Origin of the sequence: Gluconobacter kondonii, from assembly GCF_002723995.1 — a bacterium.
GTDB lineage: Bacteria > Pseudomonadota > Alphaproteobacteria > Acetobacterales > Acetobacteraceae > Gluconobacter > Gluconobacter kondonii.
The window spans coordinates 238,396-256,148 of the sequence record NZ_BEWP01000002.1 but is presented as its reverse complement, the minus strand read 5'-3'; the positions used below and the strand labels follow the sequence as shown (position 1 = coordinate 256,148).

Annotated in this window: 16 protein-coding genes and 1 tRNA gene; 5 read left to right on the top strand and 12 right to left on the bottom strand. The window is 60.1% G+C overall.

Going from position 1 to position 17,753, the window contains the following annotated elements:
• Window positions 1-22: 22 nt before the first annotated feature.
• Window positions 23-445 carry a host attachment protein gene (locus tag GKO01_RS03685; RefSeq protein WP_099285795.1) on the bottom strand — a complete coding sequence of 141 codons (423 nt, stop codon included), beginning with the start codon at window positions 443-445 and terminating at the stop codon, window positions 23-25.
• Window positions 446-904: 459 nt separating this feature from the next.
• On the opposite strand from GKO01_RS03685, the gene hemH reads away from it, so the two are divergent.
• Both hemH and GKO01_RS03675 read left to right on the top strand, forming a co-directional pair.
• On the top strand, window positions 905-1,936 hold the full coding sequence (gene hemH / locus GKO01_RS03680) for a ferrochelatase (RefSeq protein ID WP_099285794.1): 1,032 nt from the start codon (window positions 905-907) through the stop codon (window positions 1,934-1,936).
• 390 nt (window positions 1,937-2,326) lie between these two features.
• On the top strand, window positions 2,327-3,637 hold the full coding sequence (locus GKO01_RS03675) for a glycoside hydrolase family 68 protein (RefSeq protein ID WP_099285793.1): 1,311 nt from the start codon (window positions 2,327-2,329) through the stop codon (window positions 3,635-3,637).
• Between the two features lie 128 nt (window positions 3,638-3,765).
• Here the strand turns inward: GKO01_RS03675 and GKO01_RS03670 are convergent.
• From GKO01_RS03670 to metK, 7 genes are all read right to left on the bottom strand, one after another.
• A tRNA-Pro gene (locus GKO01_RS03670) sits at window positions 3,766-3,842 on the bottom strand.
• A gap of 60 nt (window positions 3,843-3,902) precedes the next feature.
• The gene (gene lepB / locus GKO01_RS03665; RefSeq protein ID WP_099285792.1) at window positions 3,903-4,622 is read right to left on the bottom strand and encodes a signal peptidase I; all 720 of its coding nucleotides are present in this window, start codon (window positions 4,620-4,622) and stop codon (window positions 3,903-3,905) included.
• Window positions 4,623-4,758: 136 nt separating this feature from the next.
• Window positions 4,759-5,664, bottom strand: coding sequence for an FAD-binding protein (locus tag GKO01_RS03660; protein ID WP_099285791.1), 906 nt, complete (start codon window positions 5,662-5,664; stop codon window positions 4,759-4,761).
• Window positions 5,664-6,413 carry an electron transfer flavoprotein subunit beta/FixA family protein gene (locus GKO01_RS03655; protein ID WP_062031103.1) on the bottom strand — a complete coding sequence of 250 codons (750 nt, stop codon included), beginning with the start codon at window positions 6,411-6,413 and terminating at the stop codon, window positions 5,664-5,666. The genes GKO01_RS03660 and GKO01_RS03655 overlap by 1 nt, the downstream gene beginning before the upstream one ends.
• 106 nt (window positions 6,414-6,519) lie before the next feature.
• Window positions 6,520-8,160: an electron transfer flavoprotein-ubiquinone oxidoreductase gene (locus GKO01_RS03650; protein ID WP_099285790.1), complete on the bottom strand. Its 1,641-nt coding sequence runs from the start codon at window positions 8,158-8,160 to the stop codon at window positions 6,520-6,522.
• 49 nt (window positions 8,161-8,209) lie between these two features.
• The gene (trmB, locus tag GKO01_RS03645) at window positions 8,210-8,905 is read right to left on the bottom strand and encodes a tRNA (guanine(46)-N(7))-methyltransferase TrmB (RefSeq protein WP_099285789.1); all 696 of its coding nucleotides are present in this window, start codon (window positions 8,903-8,905) and stop codon (window positions 8,210-8,212) included.
• 15 nt (window positions 8,906-8,920) lie between these two features.
• The gene (gene metK / locus GKO01_RS03640) at window positions 8,921-10,105 is read right to left on the bottom strand and encodes a methionine adenosyltransferase (RefSeq protein ID WP_099285788.1); all 1,185 of its coding nucleotides are present in this window, start codon (window positions 10,103-10,105) and stop codon (window positions 8,921-8,923) included.
• A 336-nt stretch (window positions 10,106-10,441) separates the two neighbouring features.
• Here metK and GKO01_RS03635 point away from each other — a divergent pair, with 336 nt between their 5' ends.
• Entirely contained in the window at window positions 10,442-11,230 is a 789-nt protein-coding gene (locus GKO01_RS03635) for an SDR family NAD(P)-dependent oxidoreductase (protein WP_099285787.1), read from the top strand.
• Between the two features lie 65 nt (window positions 11,231-11,295).
• Here GKO01_RS03635 and dapB read toward each other — a convergent pair whose 3' ends face one another.
• Together dapB and GKO01_RS03625 are read right to left on the bottom strand one after the other, a co-directional pair.
• Window positions 11,296-12,042 carry a 4-hydroxy-tetrahydrodipicolinate reductase gene (gene dapB / locus GKO01_RS03630; RefSeq protein WP_099285874.1) on the bottom strand — a complete coding sequence of 249 codons (747 nt, stop codon included), beginning with the start codon at window positions 12,040-12,042 and terminating at the stop codon, window positions 11,296-11,298.
• Window positions 12,043-12,067: 25 nt separating this feature from the next.
• Window positions 12,068-12,505: a winged helix-turn-helix transcriptional regulator gene (locus GKO01_RS03625; protein WP_244901310.1), complete on the bottom strand. Its 438-nt coding sequence runs from the start codon at window positions 12,503-12,505 to the stop codon at window positions 12,068-12,070.
• A gap of 91 nt (window positions 12,506-12,596) precedes the next feature.
• Between GKO01_RS03625 and GKO01_RS03620 the strand changes: the two genes are divergently transcribed.
• Window positions 12,597-13,202: an FMN-dependent NADH-azoreductase gene (locus GKO01_RS03620; protein WP_099285786.1), complete on the top strand. Its 606-nt coding sequence runs from the start codon at window positions 12,597-12,599 to the stop codon at window positions 13,200-13,202.
• 176 nt (window positions 13,203-13,378) lie between these two features.
• Window positions 13,379-14,233, top strand: a complete 855-nt coding sequence (aroE, locus tag GKO01_RS03615) for a shikimate dehydrogenase (RefSeq protein ID WP_099285785.1) — start codon at window positions 13,379-13,381, stop codon at window positions 14,231-14,233.
• A 73-nt stretch (window positions 14,234-14,306) separates the two neighbouring features.
• On the opposite strand, the gene dnaJ is transcribed toward aroE, so the two are convergent.
• Both dnaJ and dnaK read right to left on the bottom strand, forming a co-directional pair.
• Window positions 14,307-15,449: a molecular chaperone DnaJ gene (gene dnaJ, locus GKO01_RS03610; RefSeq protein ID WP_099285784.1), complete on the bottom strand. Its 1,143-nt coding sequence runs from the start codon at window positions 15,447-15,449 to the stop codon at window positions 14,307-14,309.
• A gap of 145 nt (window positions 15,450-15,594) precedes the next feature.
• A complete protein-coding gene (gene dnaK, locus GKO01_RS03605) occupies window positions 15,595-17,499 on the bottom strand; it encodes a molecular chaperone DnaK (protein ID WP_099285783.1) in 1,905 nt (634 codons plus the stop codon).
• Window positions 17,500-17,753 lie beyond the last annotated feature (254 nt).

Genomic DNA, 17,753 nt, shown 5'->3' with positions numbered 1-17,753 from the left:
CCTTCCCACGGTCTGATGGCAATCAGACGGAAGCGAGTTCGGGCCAGCCTGTTTCCGGGCGGTCGAGATGCTTCAGCAGGTCGTGATCCGGCGTATTGACGAGATCCTTGACCAGCGTCTTGAAAAGCTTCTTGGTGGTCGGCTTGTCGAGATGTTCACGGATCTCGTGTGAAGCCTGCGGCGGCGCGACAAGCAGAATGCCTTCGACGTTGTGGTCCTGTGCGGCCTTGTTGATATGGGCCGCCAGATCGCGCGTGAAATGCACCTTGAGCTGATCCCGCGGGTTTTCGTGAGGCGCTTTGATGGACGCGACGTCCTTTTCCGCGCTGGAGCCTTTGTGCAGGTCAAAGGTTTCGATGGTGCGGAGCTGTGAACCTTCAAGGCGCAGAAAACGGGCTTTTTCGCCGTCAGCGACAACGTAAATGACGGGGTCCTGTGTAGCCATGTCTGAAAATCCTTAATGCAAAATTGGATGGTGCGTCTGTAACCGCTCTGAGATGGGATGGTTGCCTGTAGCTGCCAAGGTGATGCAGAGTCGTATTCGTCTAAGGTATTGAAAAAAGGAGATTATTTCATTTTTTTGAATGTTTTTTGAAGAATTCCGATTTTTTTCTTGAAATGCGGAAGAGATATGCTCAATCTCTGAATTGAGCTTACCGGAAAATCTTTTCCAAAGGCTCAAAGGAGGCAAGTATGGCTCTGACGAATACTCTTCTGCCGTATGTTGGTCCGATGGCTGCCGCTGTTGCGGTATTTGCCTATACTATCCTGCAAGGGGTTCGGAAACCGGATGTTTCCTATGCCAAAGTACGGCACCGACGATAGCGTCCCGTAAGGGACGCGTATCTCCAGACGTTTTCCCTCTTTACCTGAATGCGTGCCCGGTTCCACAGTAGAGGGCACCATGGCTTTCTTACATAAAACCCCCCGAATTACCCCTCCGCCAGAAGGCAGGACGGGTGTTCTTCTGATCAATCTGGGTACGCCTGACGATACAGGCTATTTCTCAGTCAGAAGATATCTCAGCGAGTTTCTCTCTGACCGTCGCGTCATCGAGAGTCCTCCTCTGATCTGGCAGCCCATTCTTCAAGGCATCATCCTGACAAAACGTCCTTTCGCCAGCGGCGCGAATTATGCGCGGATCTGGGATCGGGACGAAAATGCCTCTCCCTTGCGTGTTTATACCCGTCGACAGGCCGAGGGGCTTGCTGAACGGCTGAAGGCTGAGGGTGTGCCAGTGGAATGGGGCATGCGTTATGGCCGCCCTTCCGTTGCAAAGGCGCTGGAAAGCCTGATGGATCAGGGCTGCGACCGGATCGTCAGCATTGCGCTTTATCCGCAGTATTCCGCAACCACGACCGCCACGGCCAATGATCAGCTTTTTCGTGCCCTCATGCGTCTACGACGCCAACCGGCCGTTCTGACGGTTCCATCCTTTCCGGATCATCCGGCTTTCATCCGCGCGCTTGAAACGTCCGTTCAGGATACGCTGGCGGAACTGTCTTTCAAGCCGCAGCAGATTGTTGCGTCGTTTCATGGTCTTCCCAAAACCTGCATCGAAAAAGGCGATACGTACCGCGACGAATGTGAGCGGACGATTGCCGGACTGCGGACGGCTCTTGGGCTGAGTGAGGCGCAGATGCCTCTGACGTTCCAGTCCCGCTTTGGGCCGCTGGAATGGATCCAGCCCTATACGGCGCCCTTCGTCAAAGCTCTTCCGTCACAGGGTATTACGAAGATTGCGGTCATCATGCCTGGCTTCATGACGGACTGCATTGAAACGCTGGATGAAATCGGGAACGAGCTTCGGGAAGAATTCATGGAAGCAGGGGGTGAAGAGTTTGCTCTCGTGCCCTGCCTGAACGACTCGAAAGGCGCGATTGATCTTCTGGAAGAGCTTTCGCGATCCGCGCTGGCCGGTTTTCAGCGCCGCTGAGGCTTGTAGTCTTCTGATCCTTCTGGAGAACCCACCCGATGACGGGTGGGTTTTTTTTATGCGTTGAAGCCCGGAAAGGCAGGTGGCAATTTTTTGCTTGCATCGCGCGCAGCTTTTTCCTATAACTGTGGCACTGAGCCATTAAACGTTATTGATTACTGGTTCAAAAAATAATTTCAGGTCAAATAATTTCAAAAAGGCTGCTTCCAAAAGAAGCGGTCTTTTTTTGTTGCGAATTTCAGAAGTAAGATATTTTTTCTTTGTAAAAATTACGGCTCAGTACGGGACCTGATTTCTTTATTCAGATTGTACGTCAGCATCCGGACCTGAAACAGGGTCTCGGATGCTGACGTGCGTCTGGTTTTTTCTTTTTCAGCTACAGGAAAACTCATGAACGCTGTTTCCAGCACGCAGAGCGCAGTCCATTCCGGTTCGCGCTGGACGATCGCTGATGCGATGAAGATCCGTACCGATGATCCGACCACAACCATGCCGGTCATCGACTATGCGTTCCCCGTCATCGATTCCGATGTGTGGCAGTGGGACACCTGGCTGCTGCGCGATATTCACGGCAAAACCGTCACCTTCAAGGGCTGGTACGTCATGTTCGCCCTCGTTGCCGATCGTGCCGCCACGGGCGATACGACCGAGGGCTGGCACAGCCGCAACAACTATTCCTATATCGGCTACTACTACAGCCGCACCGGCAATGGCGCGGACTGGAAGTTCGGTGGCCGCGTCATCAAGGAAGGTGCCAACTCCCGCAGTTGGGAATGGTCCGGTTGTGCCGTCATGCGAGAGAACAGCGCCAATACGGTCGATCTGTTCTATACTTCCGTCAACGATACGCCGTCCGAGTCTGTTCCGTCCTACACGACGGGCCGCATTCTGGCAGATGCCACCGGCGTCTGGTTCGAGGGCTTCGATGTCTGCACGGACATGTTCCAGGCAGACGGCGTGAACTATGCCAACATCGTCGAAGACGCTTACTGGGATTTCCGCGATCCGCATATCTTCCGCAATCCTGACGACAACCAGATCTATGCCCTGTTTGAAGGCAATGTTCCGGGCATGCGCGGGAACTTCACCATCGGTTCCGACGAGATGGGTCCGGTTCCGCCCGCCACGACCGTTCCGGCTGGCGCGCAGTATGGCGCTGCTGCCATCGGCATTGCCCGTCTGACATCCGACTCTACGCGGGGTGATTTCTCCAAATGGGAAATGCTGCCGGCCCTCGTCACGGCGCTTGGCGTCAATGACCAGACGGAGCGCCCCCATGTCGTCTTCCAGGATGGTCTGACCTATCTGTTCACGATCTCTCATCACTCCACCTTCACCGGCAACAGCACGGGTCCGGACGGTGTGTATGGTTTCGTGTCCCGGAACGGTATTTTCGGTCCGTATGCGCCGCTGAACGGTTCGGGCCTCGTGCTCGGTAACCCGTCCTCTGCGCCGTACGAAACCTATTCGCACTTTGTCGATCCTGCCGGTTACGTGCAGTCCTTCATTGATACCCTGCCGCAGCCCGGTTCGGCTGACCCGCAGGACCCGGCGACCTATCGCATCGGTGGTACGCTCGCACCGACCGTGAAGATCGTCCTCGAAGGTGAGCGGACCTATCTGACGGAAGTCCACGCTTACGGGCAGGTTTATGCCCAGGGCGTCTGGCCGACCTCTTCGGCCTTTGACAAGCGTTCCTGAAGCCGTTTTGCCCTCTCCCGAAAGGGGGAGGGCATTTTTTTGCGTTTCAGGTTCTGAATTTCAGACGCAGGAACGCGCTGGTCTGTGGGCCTGAAACAGTTTTGGCGATTTCTGGAAAAATTATCGGCTGGTCGGAGTGAGAGGATTCGAACCTCCGGCCCCTGCGTCCCGAACACAGTGCTCTACCAGGCTGAGCTACACTCCGGCCGACGGCGCTTCTCCTACAGGGGTTAACGCTTTCCTGCAAGAGGGCACGGACGAAAAATCAGAGAACGAGCGCCGTTCTGCCGATATCCCGCCATGACCATAGGACGGCGCGGGCCTGCCCCTGAAGGTTCCAGACGGGAAGGAGCCCGACGCCCCCGTCCGCTACGCTGACGCGCGAGTCGGCGGAGTTGTCACGGTTGTCCCCCATAACGAACAGATGGCTGGCGGGAACGGTGAAGGGGGCGATGTTGTCTAACTCCCCATCCTGCGACATTTTGAGAATGTCGTGGTGGATGTTTCCCGGCAGGGTTTCTTCATAGCGTTCTGCCGCACGCCAGACGTTCTTTCGGCTTTCCTCGCGTGTTGGCCCCATGTCTTTCCATGGAAGCACCGTTCCGTTCAGGATGACCCGACCATGCACCAGGGCCACTGTGTCGCCCGGCAGGCCGATCACGCGCTTGATCCAGGTCTGGTGCAGGTTGGCGGGTGCGCGGAACACGACCACATCGCCGCGATGGGGCAGATGCCCGAACAGGCGGCTGTTCGTTTCGGAAGAAGGCTTCAGGGCATCGCCGAACGGCAGATTGGCCGTGCTGAGACCATAGGACGGGACGATGACGCCGATCTGGTCGCCGATCCGCAGTGTCGGCTCCATGGATGCCGACGGCACGATGTAAGCGGCGGCGAGGGCGCTGTGAATGGTCAGGAAGCCCAGAAGAACGGGCAGGCAGGACAGGATGTCGCGGGTAAGCTGGCGCAGGGTTGGGATGCGGGTCATGATGAGGGTCTCCGTGCCCGACAGAGTGCCTCATGGGGACCGGAGTGCCAGTTAAACCTGCGTCAGATCCTGTCATGAAAAAAGGGGCGTCCCGTCATGGGGCGCCCCTTTTTTGTCGTTTCAGGTACGAGCCGTTTTAGAGGGCTTTTTCGAGCGTCGGGAGGACCTCGAACAGATCACCCACGATGCCGTAATCGGCGACCTTGAAAATCGGCGCTTCTGGATCGGTGTTGATGGCCACGATGACGCGGCTGTCTTTCATGCCAGCCAGATGCTGGATCGCACCGGACAGGCCGACGGCGATGTAGAGTTCCGGTGCTACGATCTTACCGGTCTGGCCAACCTGCATTTCGTTCGGAGCAAAACCGGAATCCACGGCCGCACGGGACGCGCCGATGGCGGCGTTCAGCTTGTCGGCAATGGGTTCGAGCAGCTTGAAGTTTGCAGCGTCCTTCAGGCCCTTGCCGCCGGAAATCACCACACGGGCAGATTCCAGTTCCGGACGGTCGGATGCCGAAAGCTCGACCTTCACGAAAACGGACTTTTCGCTAGCCGGAGCTTCGATTGTCTCAACCGTGGCGGACCCACCTTCGGCAGCAACCGGATCGAAATTGGAGCCGCGGACCGTCAGCACCTTGATGCTGTCGGCGGAGCGAACCGTTGCCAGCGCGTTACCGGCATAGATGGGGCGCACGAACGTGTCGACGTCCTTAATCTCGACCACATCGGGGATGGGCTGCACGTCCAGCAGGCCTGCCAGACGCGGCAGGATGTTCTTGCCGGTAGCGGAGGCGGCGGCCACGATGTGGCTGTAGTCCTTCGCGCGGGCAGCCAGCAGGTCGGCGGCGGGCTCGGCCAGATCGTTGACCAGACCCGGTACGCTGAGAACGCGCGTTACGCCCGGCAGGGCAGCAGCGGCCTGTGCGCCGTCTCCGAATACGATGGCATCGACCGCACCAAAGCGGGAGGCAGCGGCAACGGCCGAACGGGAAGCCTGGCGGACTGCGCCGTTTTCGACTTCAACCAGAACAAGAGCGGTCATCAGATCACCTTCGCTTCTGTCTTGAGCTTCTCGACCAGTTCGGCCGCGCTGTTTACCTTCACGCCTTCCTTGCGCTCGGCGGGCTCGGCCACAGAGACCACCGTCAGGCGCGATGCCGTATCGACGCCGAGACTGTCGATTTCGACCGTCTCAAGCGGCTTCTTGCGCGCCTTCATAATGTTCGGCAGGGAGGCATAGCGCGGCTCGTTGAGGCGCAGATCCGCCGTCACCACCGCCGGGAGCGTGAGGGACACGACTTCCGTGCCGCCATCGATCTCGCGGGCAACTTCGATACGACCATCGGCAACCGTCACAGCGCTGGCGAATGTGCCCTGCGGCCAGCCGAGCTTCGCAGCCAGGATCTGGCCCGTAGCGTTCATGTCGTCGTCGATCGCCTGCTTGCCCATGCAGATCAGACCGGCTTCTTCGCGCGTCGCGATTGCCTTGAGCACGTTGGCCACGGCGCGCGGCTCAAGCGTGTCGTCCGTGCGGACGAGGATGGCGCGGTCCGCGCCCATCGCCATGGCCGTGCGCAGCACGTCCTGCGCAGCCTGTGCGCCGACGGTCACGACCACGACTTCTTTAGCCGCACCTTTTTCACGCAGGCGCACTGCTTCTTCGACTGCGATTTCGTCGAACGGATTCATGGACATTTTCACGCCCTGCGTTTCGACACCGCTGCCATCGGCCGCTACACGTACCTTGACGTTGTAATCGACCACCCGTTTGACTGGGACCAGAACTTTCATCGTCATCTTTCGCTGCTGTCGCCGCCACAAAAACGGGCGCCACCGTAGCGGGACTGACCGGAAAAGTCACATTCCGCTCTGGCCGTGCCCTTTTGCGGGAAGAAAATTACATCCCGACCGGATAGTTCGGACCGCCACCGCCTTCGGGCGTGCACCAGTCGATATTCTGCGTCGGGTCCTTGATGTCGCAGGTCTTGCAGTGCACGCAGTTCTGGGCGTTGATCCGGAGTTGCCAGGCGTTTTCGCCCGTCTGTTCCTGTTCATAAACGCCTGCCGGGCAATAACGGCTTTCGGGCGAATCGAACACATCGTGATTGACGGTCTGCCAGACGGTCTCGTTACGGAGTTTGAGGTGAACCGGCTGATTCTCCTCGTGATTTGTGCTGCTCAGGAAGACCGAACTGACGCGATCGAAGGTGATCTTCCCGTCGGGCTTGGGATAGTCGATCTTCGTGCACACCGAGGCGGGACGCAGCGTCTCGTTATCGGCATGTGGGTGATGCAGCGTCCAGGGCGCACGACCCCGCAGGATCATGCTGTCGATCCCGGAATAGAGCGCGCCGAGCTTCATGCCCCATTTTGCAAAGGCCGGGCGGATGTTGCGGACGTCGCGCAGTTCGGACCACAGCCAGGACTGCTGGACGCGCGCTGTCATGCTGGCGGCTTCCTTCTTGTCCTTTTCCAGAGCCTCAGCCACGGCCTCAGCCGCGATCATGCCGGACTTCATGGCCGTATGCGTGCCCTTGATCTTGGGCACGTTCAGGAAGCCTGCCGAATCGCCAGCCAGAACGCCTCCGGGGAAGATCAGGCGCGGAATGGACTGGAATCCGCCTTCGGACAGGGCGCGTGCGCCGTAGATCAGGCGCTTGCCGCCCTCGAAATGCTCCCGGAAGGCCGGGTGCAGCTTGGTGCGCTGCATTTCTTCGAATGGTGACAGATAGGTGTTGGCGTAATCGAGGCCGGTCACGAAGCCGAAGCTGACCAGATTTTCCCCGAAATGATAGAGCCACGCCCCGCCATAAGTGTTGTCGTCGAGCGGCCAGCCAAAGCTGTGCTGCACGAGGCCGGGGCGGTGCTTTTCGGCCGGAATTTCCCAAACTTCCTTGATGCCGAGGCCATAGGTCTGTGGTTCGACGCCCTTGCGCAGGCCGAAACGCTTCATGGCGTGGCCGGTGAGGGAGCCGCGCGCGCCTTCGGTCAGGATAGTCTGCTTGGCGCGGAGGATCATACCAGGCGTGAAGTTCGGTCCGTGCTCGCCGTTACGCTCGATGCCCATGTCGCCCGTGATGACGCCAGCGACGTGGTCATTTTCGATGAATAGTTCCGCACCCGAGAAGCCCGGATAGATTTCAACGCCCAGAGCCTCGGCCTGTTCACCGAGCCAGCGGCAGACTTCGCCGAGCGAGACGACGTAATTTCCGTGATTGGCCATCTGCGGCATCACGCGATCCAGATACGGAACGGCAAAGGAGCGCGTTTCGGTCAGGAACAGCATCCGCTCTTCCGTCACCTGCGTCCGCAGCGGGGCGTCCAGATCGCGCCAGTTCGGCAGAAGTTCATCAAGCGTGCGCGGCTCGATGACGGCGCCCGAAACGATATGGGCGCCGATCTCACTGCCTTTTTCGATCAGACAGACGCCCGCATCCGGCATCAGCTGTTTCAGGCGGATCGCGGCGGACAGACCGGCGGGACCGCCACCGACCACCACGACATCGAATTCCATTTCTTCGCGTTCGATCTGGGTCATGATGTCAGGAAACTCGCTGAATAACTGAGATAGGGGTTTGGCGTGCGTTTCAGGGACGGCGGGTGAAAGTCCAGTAGAACGGCACGCGCCCTTCGCGGAAGGCCTTGGCCTCATAGCGTGTGGGCGACCAGCCTTCCGGACGTTCCTTGGCCGGGGGCGGTGCATCGAACAGGTTCTGCTTACCCATCACCTCTGTGACCCACTCCTGATAGACGGGATGGTCACTGGCGACGCGCCAGATGGCGCCGGGTTTCAGGACACGGTGCATCTGTTTGATGTTTTCCGGATGCACGAAGCGGCGCTTGGCGTGCCGGGCCTTGGGCCACGGGTCCGGGAACATCAGATAGGCCCGGTCGAGGCATGCGTCGGGCATGTCCTTGAGCAGCAGGCGGGCGTCTTCGGCCCAGATGCGGAAATGGGGAGGCGGCGTGGCCGTGTCTTCCTCGCCTTCGGGTACGAGGCGCGACAGCAGGGAGCACAGGCCGTTCTCGAAGACCTCGGAGGCGATATAGCCGACATCCGGGTTCAGCTCGGCCTGACCGACGGCATGTTCGCCACCGCCAAAACCGATTTCGAGAAAGACGCGCGAGACCGCATCGGAGAATCCCGCAGTGGGATTCTCCGGTGAGGTGAAGGAGAGCCGGGGCAGCGCCTTCTCAAGAAGATGCTGCTGCCGGGCCCGGAGCGGATGGCCGCGTTGACGGCCGTAAAGCCGCTCCGGTTGGGGTTTGAGAGACTCGACCAGGGTTTTTCTGCCAGATTACCGGTTGAGGGCGCCACGCAGCGTGGTGACCAGATCCGTCTGTTCCCAGGTGAAGTTGTCCAGAACCGGATCCGGCGCACGGCCGAAATGGCCGTAAGCGGAGGTCGGAACATAGATCGGACGGTTCAGGCGCAGATGCTTGCGGATGCCGCGCGGGGAGAGGTCCACAACGTCGTTGAGGATCGCACCCAGACGGGCTTCGTCCACGTCCTTGCCCGTACCATCGAGGTCAACATAGACCGAGAGTGGCTTGGACACGCCGATGGCGTAGCTGAGCTGGATCGTGCAGCGGTCGGCCAGGCCGGCGGCCACGACGTTCTTGGCGAGGTAACGCGCGGCATAGGCTGCCGAACGGTCCACCTTCGTGGGGTCCTTGCCGGAGAATGCGCCACCACCATGCGGGGCTGCGCCACCATAGGTGTCGACGATGATCTTGCGGCCCGTGAGGCCTGCGTCGCCGTCCGGTCCACCGATGACGAAGTTGCCGGTCGGGTTCACATAGAACTCGTCTTCCGGGCAGTTCCAGCCCTCGGGCAGGATACCATTGACCACGTCGCGAAGCGTTTCGCGGATCGTGTGCTGGCTCATGCCTTCGACATGCTGCGTGGAAATCACGACGGACGTGACGCCAACGGGCTTGCCGTCAACATAACGCAGCGTGACCTGGCTCTTGGCATCCGGCAGAAGGCCAACGCCACGGGCGTCGCCGCTCTTGCGGTAGTCGCGGATGCGCTCGAGGATCGTCTGCGCATAGAACAGGGGCGCAGGCATCAGGTGTTCGGTCTCGCGCGTGGCGTAGCCGAACATGATGCCCTGATCGCCAGCACCTTCGTCCTTGTCACCGGCACTGTCGACGCCCTGAGCGATGTCGGCGGACTGTGCGTGCAGGTAGGAGGTGATTTCGGCTTTCTTCCAGGAGAAACCTTCCTGGTCGTAGCCGATGTCCTTGATCGCTTCACGGGCGCGGTCGATCAGCGTGTCCTCGACCTCTTTGGGACCGCGGACTTCACCGGCCAGGACGACGCGGTTGGTGGTGACCAGCGTCTCACAGGCAACACGCGCTTCCGGATCGGCCTGCAGATAGGCGTCCAGAACGGTATCGGAAATGCGGTCCGCCACCTTGTCGGGATGGCCTTCGGAAACGGACTCGGATGTGAAAAGGAAATCGCCGTGATTGCGCACTCAGGGACCTCGCAGGGAATGAGTGGTGAGAAGGGCCACAGTGTGCCTTGGCAGGCGGTCTGTGGCATTCAGGGAGGGGACGGCTTGGCGGAATTGGGCGCAAGGGTCAAGGGGCCGTGTGAGGTCTGAACGCGGTTTTCTGCGGAAAAGTCCGGAAAGCCACTCTGAAATCACAAAAAAACCAGACGGATATTACGAAAAAGAGAGCGCTGGCCCCCGTTTCATTTTTCAACAACACCGGTCATGCTGCGTTTGTGTTCCCGTGACCGTCATGGCCCGTCAAAGACGTGGCCCGAGGTCGAGTCCGGGAAAAACAGAGAATTTGAGGCATTTGAGATGTCGAATAACTTTAGCGGTAAAGTCTGTCTCGTCACTGGTGCCGGTGGCAATATTGGTCTTGCGACCGCCCTCCGTCTGGCCGGGGAAGGGACGGCCATTGCCCTGTTGGACATGAATCGGGAGGCTCTGGAAAAGGCGGAAGCCGCCGTGCGGGAAAAGGGTGTCGAAGCCCGCTCCTATGTCTGTAACGTGACGTCTGAAGAGGCCGTGACCGAGACCGTGGAGGATGTGGTGCGGGATTTCGGGAAGATCGACTTCCTGTTCAACAATGCCGGTTATCAGGGCGCATTCGCGCCGGTGCAGGATTACCCGTCCGAAGATTTTGCGCGTGTGCTGACGATCAATGTCACCGGCGCATTTCACGTTCTCAAGGCTGTCGTGCGGCATATGATCGCGCAGAATTACGGTCGTGTGGTGAACACCGCCAGCATGGCGGGCGTGAAGGGGCCGCCGAACATGGCTGCCTACGGCGCGTCCAAGGGGGCTATCATCGCCCTGACCGAGACGGCGGCGCTGGATCTTGCGCCTTACAATATCCGCGTGAACGCCATCAGCCCCGGTTACATGGGGCCCGGCTTCATGTGGGAGCGTCAGGTCGAGCTTCAGGCCAAGGTGGGAAGCCAGTATTTCTCCACCGATCCCAAAATCGTAGCCGAGCAGATGATCGGCAGCGTGCCGATGCGCCGCTATGGCGACATCAACGAAATCCCGGGAGTGGTGGCGTTTCTGCTGGGGGATGATTCCAGCTTTATGACGGGTGTGAATCTGCCGATCGCTGGTGGTTGAACGGGGGCAGTCCGGGCTCTGCCCGGGCCCGGCAGGGATCTTGATCCCTGCACCCTGTTTTAGGTTCAGGGCTTTAAGGCGTCGGCCATTGTGTAGAGTCCGGCTTGGCGTCCGGCGAGCCATTTTGCGGCGAGCAGGGCGCCTCTGGCGAAGACCCTCCGGTCCAGTGCGCGGTGGGACAGGGTGATCTGTTCGTCCGCCGCCATCAGGACGAGATCGTGCTCGCCCACGATCTGCCCGCCGCGCAGGGACGCGAATCCGATCGTCCCGTCCGGGCGCAGACCGTTCTGATCGGTTCGGGCCACGTCCTCGAATGCGACTCCGCGTCCTTTCGCCACGGCCTTCCCGATCGCCAGCGCCGTGCCTGAGGGGGCGTCCAGCTTCTGGCGGTGATGAACCTCCAGAATTTCCGCATCATAATCCGGCAGGCCCGCGCCAAGCTGTCGGGCCAGTTCCAGAAACAGCGTCAGAGCCGGAGAGAAATTGGCGGCCTGAAGGACCGGAATATGCTGCGCCGCTGCGTTCACGGCATCCTGTGCGCCACGATCAAGGCCCGTCGTTCCCAGAACCCACGCACATCCGCCCTGCGCGAAGGCCGCCGCATGGGCCGGGACAGTGGTGGCGTGGCTGACGTCAATCACGACATCGCAGTTCTTCGCGAGCGTAGCAGGGTCGGTCGTGATATTGCGTGAGGCATCTGCCGTGCGGGAGAGGCCGCCTGTGAGGGCGCTTCCGGCTTCCTCGGCGCAGAGGGTGCCAAGTCGGCCCGTGATGCCGGCAATACCGATGCGGGGGGCGGAAATCAGGGTCATGATGGGGGCCTTGCGTGCGAAAATATCAGAGATCGGCGTCAAGCCGGGCGTCAAAGCGGGCGCGGGCCGCCTCGATTTCGGGGCGGTTCGACATGGCCCACTGACCGAAGGCTTCCGTCAGCGTCCAGAGTGATTCCCCAAGCGTCGTGAGTTCATAATCCACGCGCGGCGGAGTCGTGGGGGTAACGGTCCGCAGGACGAGGCCGTCACGTTCCAGATTGCGGAGGGTGAGCGTCAGCATCCGCTGTGAAATTCCGTCGATCGCGCGGCGCAGTTCGCTGAAACGGTGTGGTCCGCGTCCGAGCGATTTGACGATCAGGATGCTCCATTTGTCCGTCGTGCGGGCAAGGATGGAGCGGATGACGGCGCAGGCGCTGCTGTCCTGCGCGCAGTTCAAAGGCGCTACACCCGGCTTTACGGACAGCTTCTGGGGAAGGGTGGTGTCACTGACGCGAACATCCATGTGCCTATGGCTCCGGAATGTGCCTTCTTGCGGCGGGGTTCAAAGGTTCCTTATCTGGTGCTGGTTACGATCAGGAACCGGAAAGATCAAAATGAAACTTCTTCACATCGATTCCAGCATTCTCGGTGACAGCTCCGCCAGCCGTCAGGTCAGCGCCGCCGCCGTCGCCCAGTTTCGCAAGAAAGACCCGTCCGTCGAGGTCATTTCTCTAGATCTCGCCAGCGATCCGCTGCCGCATCTCGACGTTGAAGCGCTGTCATGGCTCGGCAAGGAGCTGACGCCGGATGTGTCGGCCCGACCCGAACTGGTTGCCAGCGCCAAGGCTCTGAGTGACTTCAAGGCTGCGAACATCGTCGTCATCGGTGTGCCGATGTACAACCTGTCGATTCCCAGCCAGCTCAAATCCTGGATCGACCGCATCATGGTGGCGGGTCAGACCTTCCGTTATGGCCCGTCCGGCATTGAAGGTCTGGCCAAGGGCAAGACAGTCGTGCTCGCCGTGGCGCGTGGTGGTCTGTATGGCGAAGGCTCGCCCGCAGCGTCCTTCGAGCATCAGCTCAGCTACCTGAAATCCGTTTTCACCATGATCGGCATTACGGACATCACCGTGATCGAAGCCGAAGGTCTCGCCACCAATGGCGGTGCTGACCGTGCCCGCATCCTGTCGGACGCAGAGCAGAAAGCCAGCGCGCTCTAAGTCGGGTTGCTGTCCGGCCGATCGTCTCATGCGCAGGCGATCGGCTGGATTTTCGATATCGGGTCAGACTGTCCGGCATCCGGAAAATCAAGATTTCCTGAAAGTGAATGGACCTTTTGCGCTCCCGTGCGTCATGTCGTGTGAACGCAAGACTGCACAGATCCGAGGAGCCTCTCATGAGCCAGCAGAATTTCCGCAGCATCCTGACGGGATCGTTCTCGACACCCTGCGACGACAACCCGACCGTCGCCATGATCGAGGCCGCCTACCAGCACCACGACATTGATGCCCGCTACATCAACTGTGACGTCAAGGCCGAGGGTCTCAAAGACGCCGTGGCAGGCGCGCGGGCCATGGAATGGGTCGGGTTCAACTGTTCCCTGCCGCACAAGGTCAAGGTGATCGAGTATCTTGACGAAGTGGCCGAATCCGCGCGGATCATCGGGGCCGTGAACTGCGTCTCCATCCGCGACGGCCGTCTGATCGGCGACAATACGGACGGCAAGGGCTTTCTGGCCTCTCTCAAAAAGGTCACGGACCCGTCCGGCAAGAAGGTCCTGCTTCTAGGAGCAGGTGGGGCCGCACGCGCCATTGCCGTAGAACTGGGGCTGGCCTCCGCCGCTCATATCACCGTCATGAACCGCGATCCGAAAAAAGCCGAAACCATCGCCGCCCTCGTCCGGGACAACACGTCGGCCAAGGCGGATGTTCAGGCTTGGGACGGTGATGCCAGCGTGCCGGAAGATGTGGACATTCTGATCAATGCGACATCCATCGGTCTGGGCGATTCCGAGACCATGCCGCCTCTGAAGGTCGAAACCCTGCGCAAGGGTCTGATCGTCGCCGATGTGATCCCGAACCCGCCCAGAACGCGTCTGCTGCGCGAAGCGGAAAGCAAGGGCTGCACCGTGCTGGACGGGCTCGGCATGCTGGTCAATCAGGGCGTGATCGGCGTGGAGCACTGGCTGGGCAAAACGCTGGATGCCGGGGTGATGGAAAAAACCCTGAAGGATATTTTCGGCGCGGCCTGATCTAAAAAACTGACATAAAAAACCCCGGTGCCTTCAGGGAGGGCACCGGGGTTTTTCGTAAGCCTGATAAAGGTCAGCGACCGTCGAAGAAGTCGCGGACCTTGGCGAAGAAACCGCTGTTTTCGGGGCTGCCCTTGGCGTGGTCGTCCCCGGCTTCCTTCTCGAATTCTTCGAGAAGCTCGCGCTGGCGCTTCGTCAGATGGCTCGGCGTTTCGACCGAAACCTGAATATACATGTCCCCGCGCGCTGAAGACCGTAGGACCGAGAAACCCTTGCCGCGCAGACGGAACGTCTCGCCTGTCTGGGTTCCGGCAGGGATACGGACCTTGCTTCGGCCACCATCCACAACCGGCACTTCCACTTCCGTGCCCAGAGCCGCCTGCGTCATGCGCAGCGGAACGCGGCAATAGATGTTCGCACCGTCGCGCTGGAAAATGTCATGCGACAGGACGGAAATGTGGACATACAGATCGCCCGGCTGCACGCCTTCGCCGCCAGCTTCGCCCTTGCCCGCCATGCGGATGCGGGTGCCATCCTCGACGCCAGCCGGGATGTCGATGCTGATGGTCTCGGTCTTCGCCTGTGTACCCGTACCGTGGCAGGCCTTACACGGATTGGCGACGGTCCGTCCCGAACCATGACAGGTCGGGCAGGGACGCTCGACGAGGAAAAAGCCCTGCTGCGCCCGGACCTTGCCTGCACCGTGACAGGTTGGGCATGTGGTGCTGCCCGCCTTGGGATCAGCCGAACCCGAACCGTGGCAGGATTCACAGGCCACGCGGGTGCGAACCTCGACATCCTTCTTCACGCCTGTGAAGGCTTCCATTAGCGTGATTTCGACCTGAACCTGGACATCTGCCCCGGTCCGGCGTCCACCACCCCGACGGCCGCCCATCATGTCTCCGAACATCTGGTCGAAGATATCGCCCAGACCGCCCGCACCGGCAAAACCACCGCCGAAGCCGCCGCCCATTCCGCCCATGCCACCTTCGAAGGCGTCATGGCCGTACTGGTCATAGGCCGCGCGCTTCTGCGAGTCCTTCAGGACATCATAGGCTTCGTTGATTTCCTTGAACTTCTGCTCGGCGGCGTCATCCCCCGGATTGCGGTCAGGGTGAAAACGCATGGCCTGTTTACGGAAGGCTTTTTTCAGCTCGTCCGGCGAGGCCGTGCGGGAGACTTCAAGGGATTCGTAATAGTCGATTTTGATGGCCATGTTCGGTCCTTAGGGGGCGTTCCGGAAGGCGGTCCCTGTTATGGGCCGGAAAAACAAGAATGGCGCCCACCCCCTTGCGGGAACGGGCGCCCTCGGAAAACAGGGCCGGACGGAGCGTTGCGCTCCATCCGGGAAAGTCACCCGATCAGTGCTTCTTGTGGTCGTCTTCGAGGTCTTCGAAGTCGGCATCGACGACGTTGTCGTCCTTCTTTTCAGCTTCCGGAGCAGCAGCGCCTTCAGCACCCTGACCAGCCTGATAGACAGCCTGACCAACCTTCATGGCAGCCTGCGTCAGCTTCTCGCTGGCAGCCTTCAGGGCGTCGAGATTTTCGCCACCCAGAGCTTCGCGGGCTTCGGCAATGGCGGCTTCAGCTTCGGACTTGTCAGCCGCCGGAACCTTGTCGCCACCTTCGGTGATGGACTTCTCGGTCTGGTGGATGAGGCTTTCCGTGCTGTTGCGCAGCTCGACCAGTTCACGCTTGGCCTTGTCGGCGGTTGCGTTGGCTTCCGCGTCCTTGACCATGCGGTCAATGTCGGAGTCAGACAGACCGCCAGAAGCCTGGATCTTGATCTGCTGTTCCTTGTTCGTGGCCTTGTCCTTGGCGGACACGTTCACGATGCCGTTGGCGTCGATGTCGAACGTAACTTCGATCTGCGGCGTGCCGCGCGGTGCAGGGGCAATGCCCTGAAGGTCGAAGTTGCCCAGCAGCTTGTTGTCAGCCGCCATCTCACGCTCGCCCTGATAGACCTTGATGGTCACGGCGTTCTGGTTGTCTTCGGCCGTGGAGAAGGTCTGGCTCTTCTTGGTCGGGATCGTCGTGTTGCGGTCGATCAGACGGGTGAACACGCCACCCAGCGTCTCGATACCCAGCGACAGCGGCGTCACGTCGAGAAGCAGAACGTCCTTGACGTCACCCTTCAGGACAGCGCCCTGAACAGCAGCACCGATGGCGACCACTTCGTCAGGATTGACGTTGCGAGCCGGCTCCTTGCCGAAGAATTCCTTAACCGTCTCAATGACCTTCGGCATACGCGTCATGCCGCCAACGAGAATGACTTCGTCGATCTCGCTCGGGGAGACGGACGCATCCTTGATGGCTGCACGGCACGGGCCGAGCGTACGCTGCACCAGATCATCGACGAGGCTTTCCAGCTTGGCGCGGGACAGCTTGACGACGAGGTGCTTCGGGCCGGAAGCATCAGCCGTGATGAACGGCAGGTTGATCTCGGTCTCCTTGGAGGAGGAGAGCTCGATCTTGGCTTTTTCGGCGGCTTCCTTGAGGCGCTGCAGGGCGAGTTTGTCGCCACGCAGGTCGATGCCCTGCTCTTTCTTGAACTCGTCGGCGAGGAAGCCGATGATGCGGTTGTCGAAGTCTTCACCGCCCAGGAACGTGTCGCCGTTCGTGGACTTCACTTCGATCACGCCGTCGGAGATCTCGAGGATGGAGACGTCGAACGTGCCACCACCAAGGTCATACACGGCCACCGTGCCGGAATCGCGCTTGCCGAGGCCATAGGCGAGGGCTGCTGCGGTCGGCTCGTTGATGATACGCAGGACTTCGAGGCCAGCTATCTTGCCAGCGTCACGGGTGGCCTGACGCTGGGCGTCGTTGAAGTAAGCCGGAACCGTGATGACGGCCTGGGAGACGGTCTCGCCGAGATAGCTTTCGGCGGTTTCCTTCATCTTGCCCAGAACATAGGCTGCGATCTGCGACGGAGCATACTTCTCGCCGCGGGCTTCGACCCATGCATCGCCATTGTCGCCACGGACGATGCCGTACGGCACCATTTCCTTGTCCTTCTGAACGGTCGGATCGTCGTAACGACGGCCGATCAGGCGCTTGACGGCATACAGGGTGTTGGCGGGGTTGGTGACAGCCTGACGCTTCGCGGCCTGTCCGACGAGACGCTCACCCTTGTCGGTGAAAGCGACCATGGACGGCGTGGTGCGGGCGCCTTCGCTGTTTTCGATCACCTTGGTTTCGTCACCCTCGCGTACGGCGACGCAGGAGTTGGTGGTACCAAGGTCAATGCCAATGACTTTGCTCATGTAAAATCAGTCCTCTCAGCGGTCCGTCCCGGCCCTGTGAGGCACCGGATCGAACCCTATTGACGTCCCCAGACCCTCACGGGCCTGTGTTTCGACTACTGATCTAGGCAAGGCTGGAAGGTGTTTCAAGCACTTCGACGACACATTTCGTCGAGAATCTTGTCTCGCCGGGTTCTGAAAGGAAAGATGGCGGTTTCAGATATGCGCATCGCCCTTTAGTAAGGTCGGGCCTTCCGCTTTGCCTGCCAATGGGA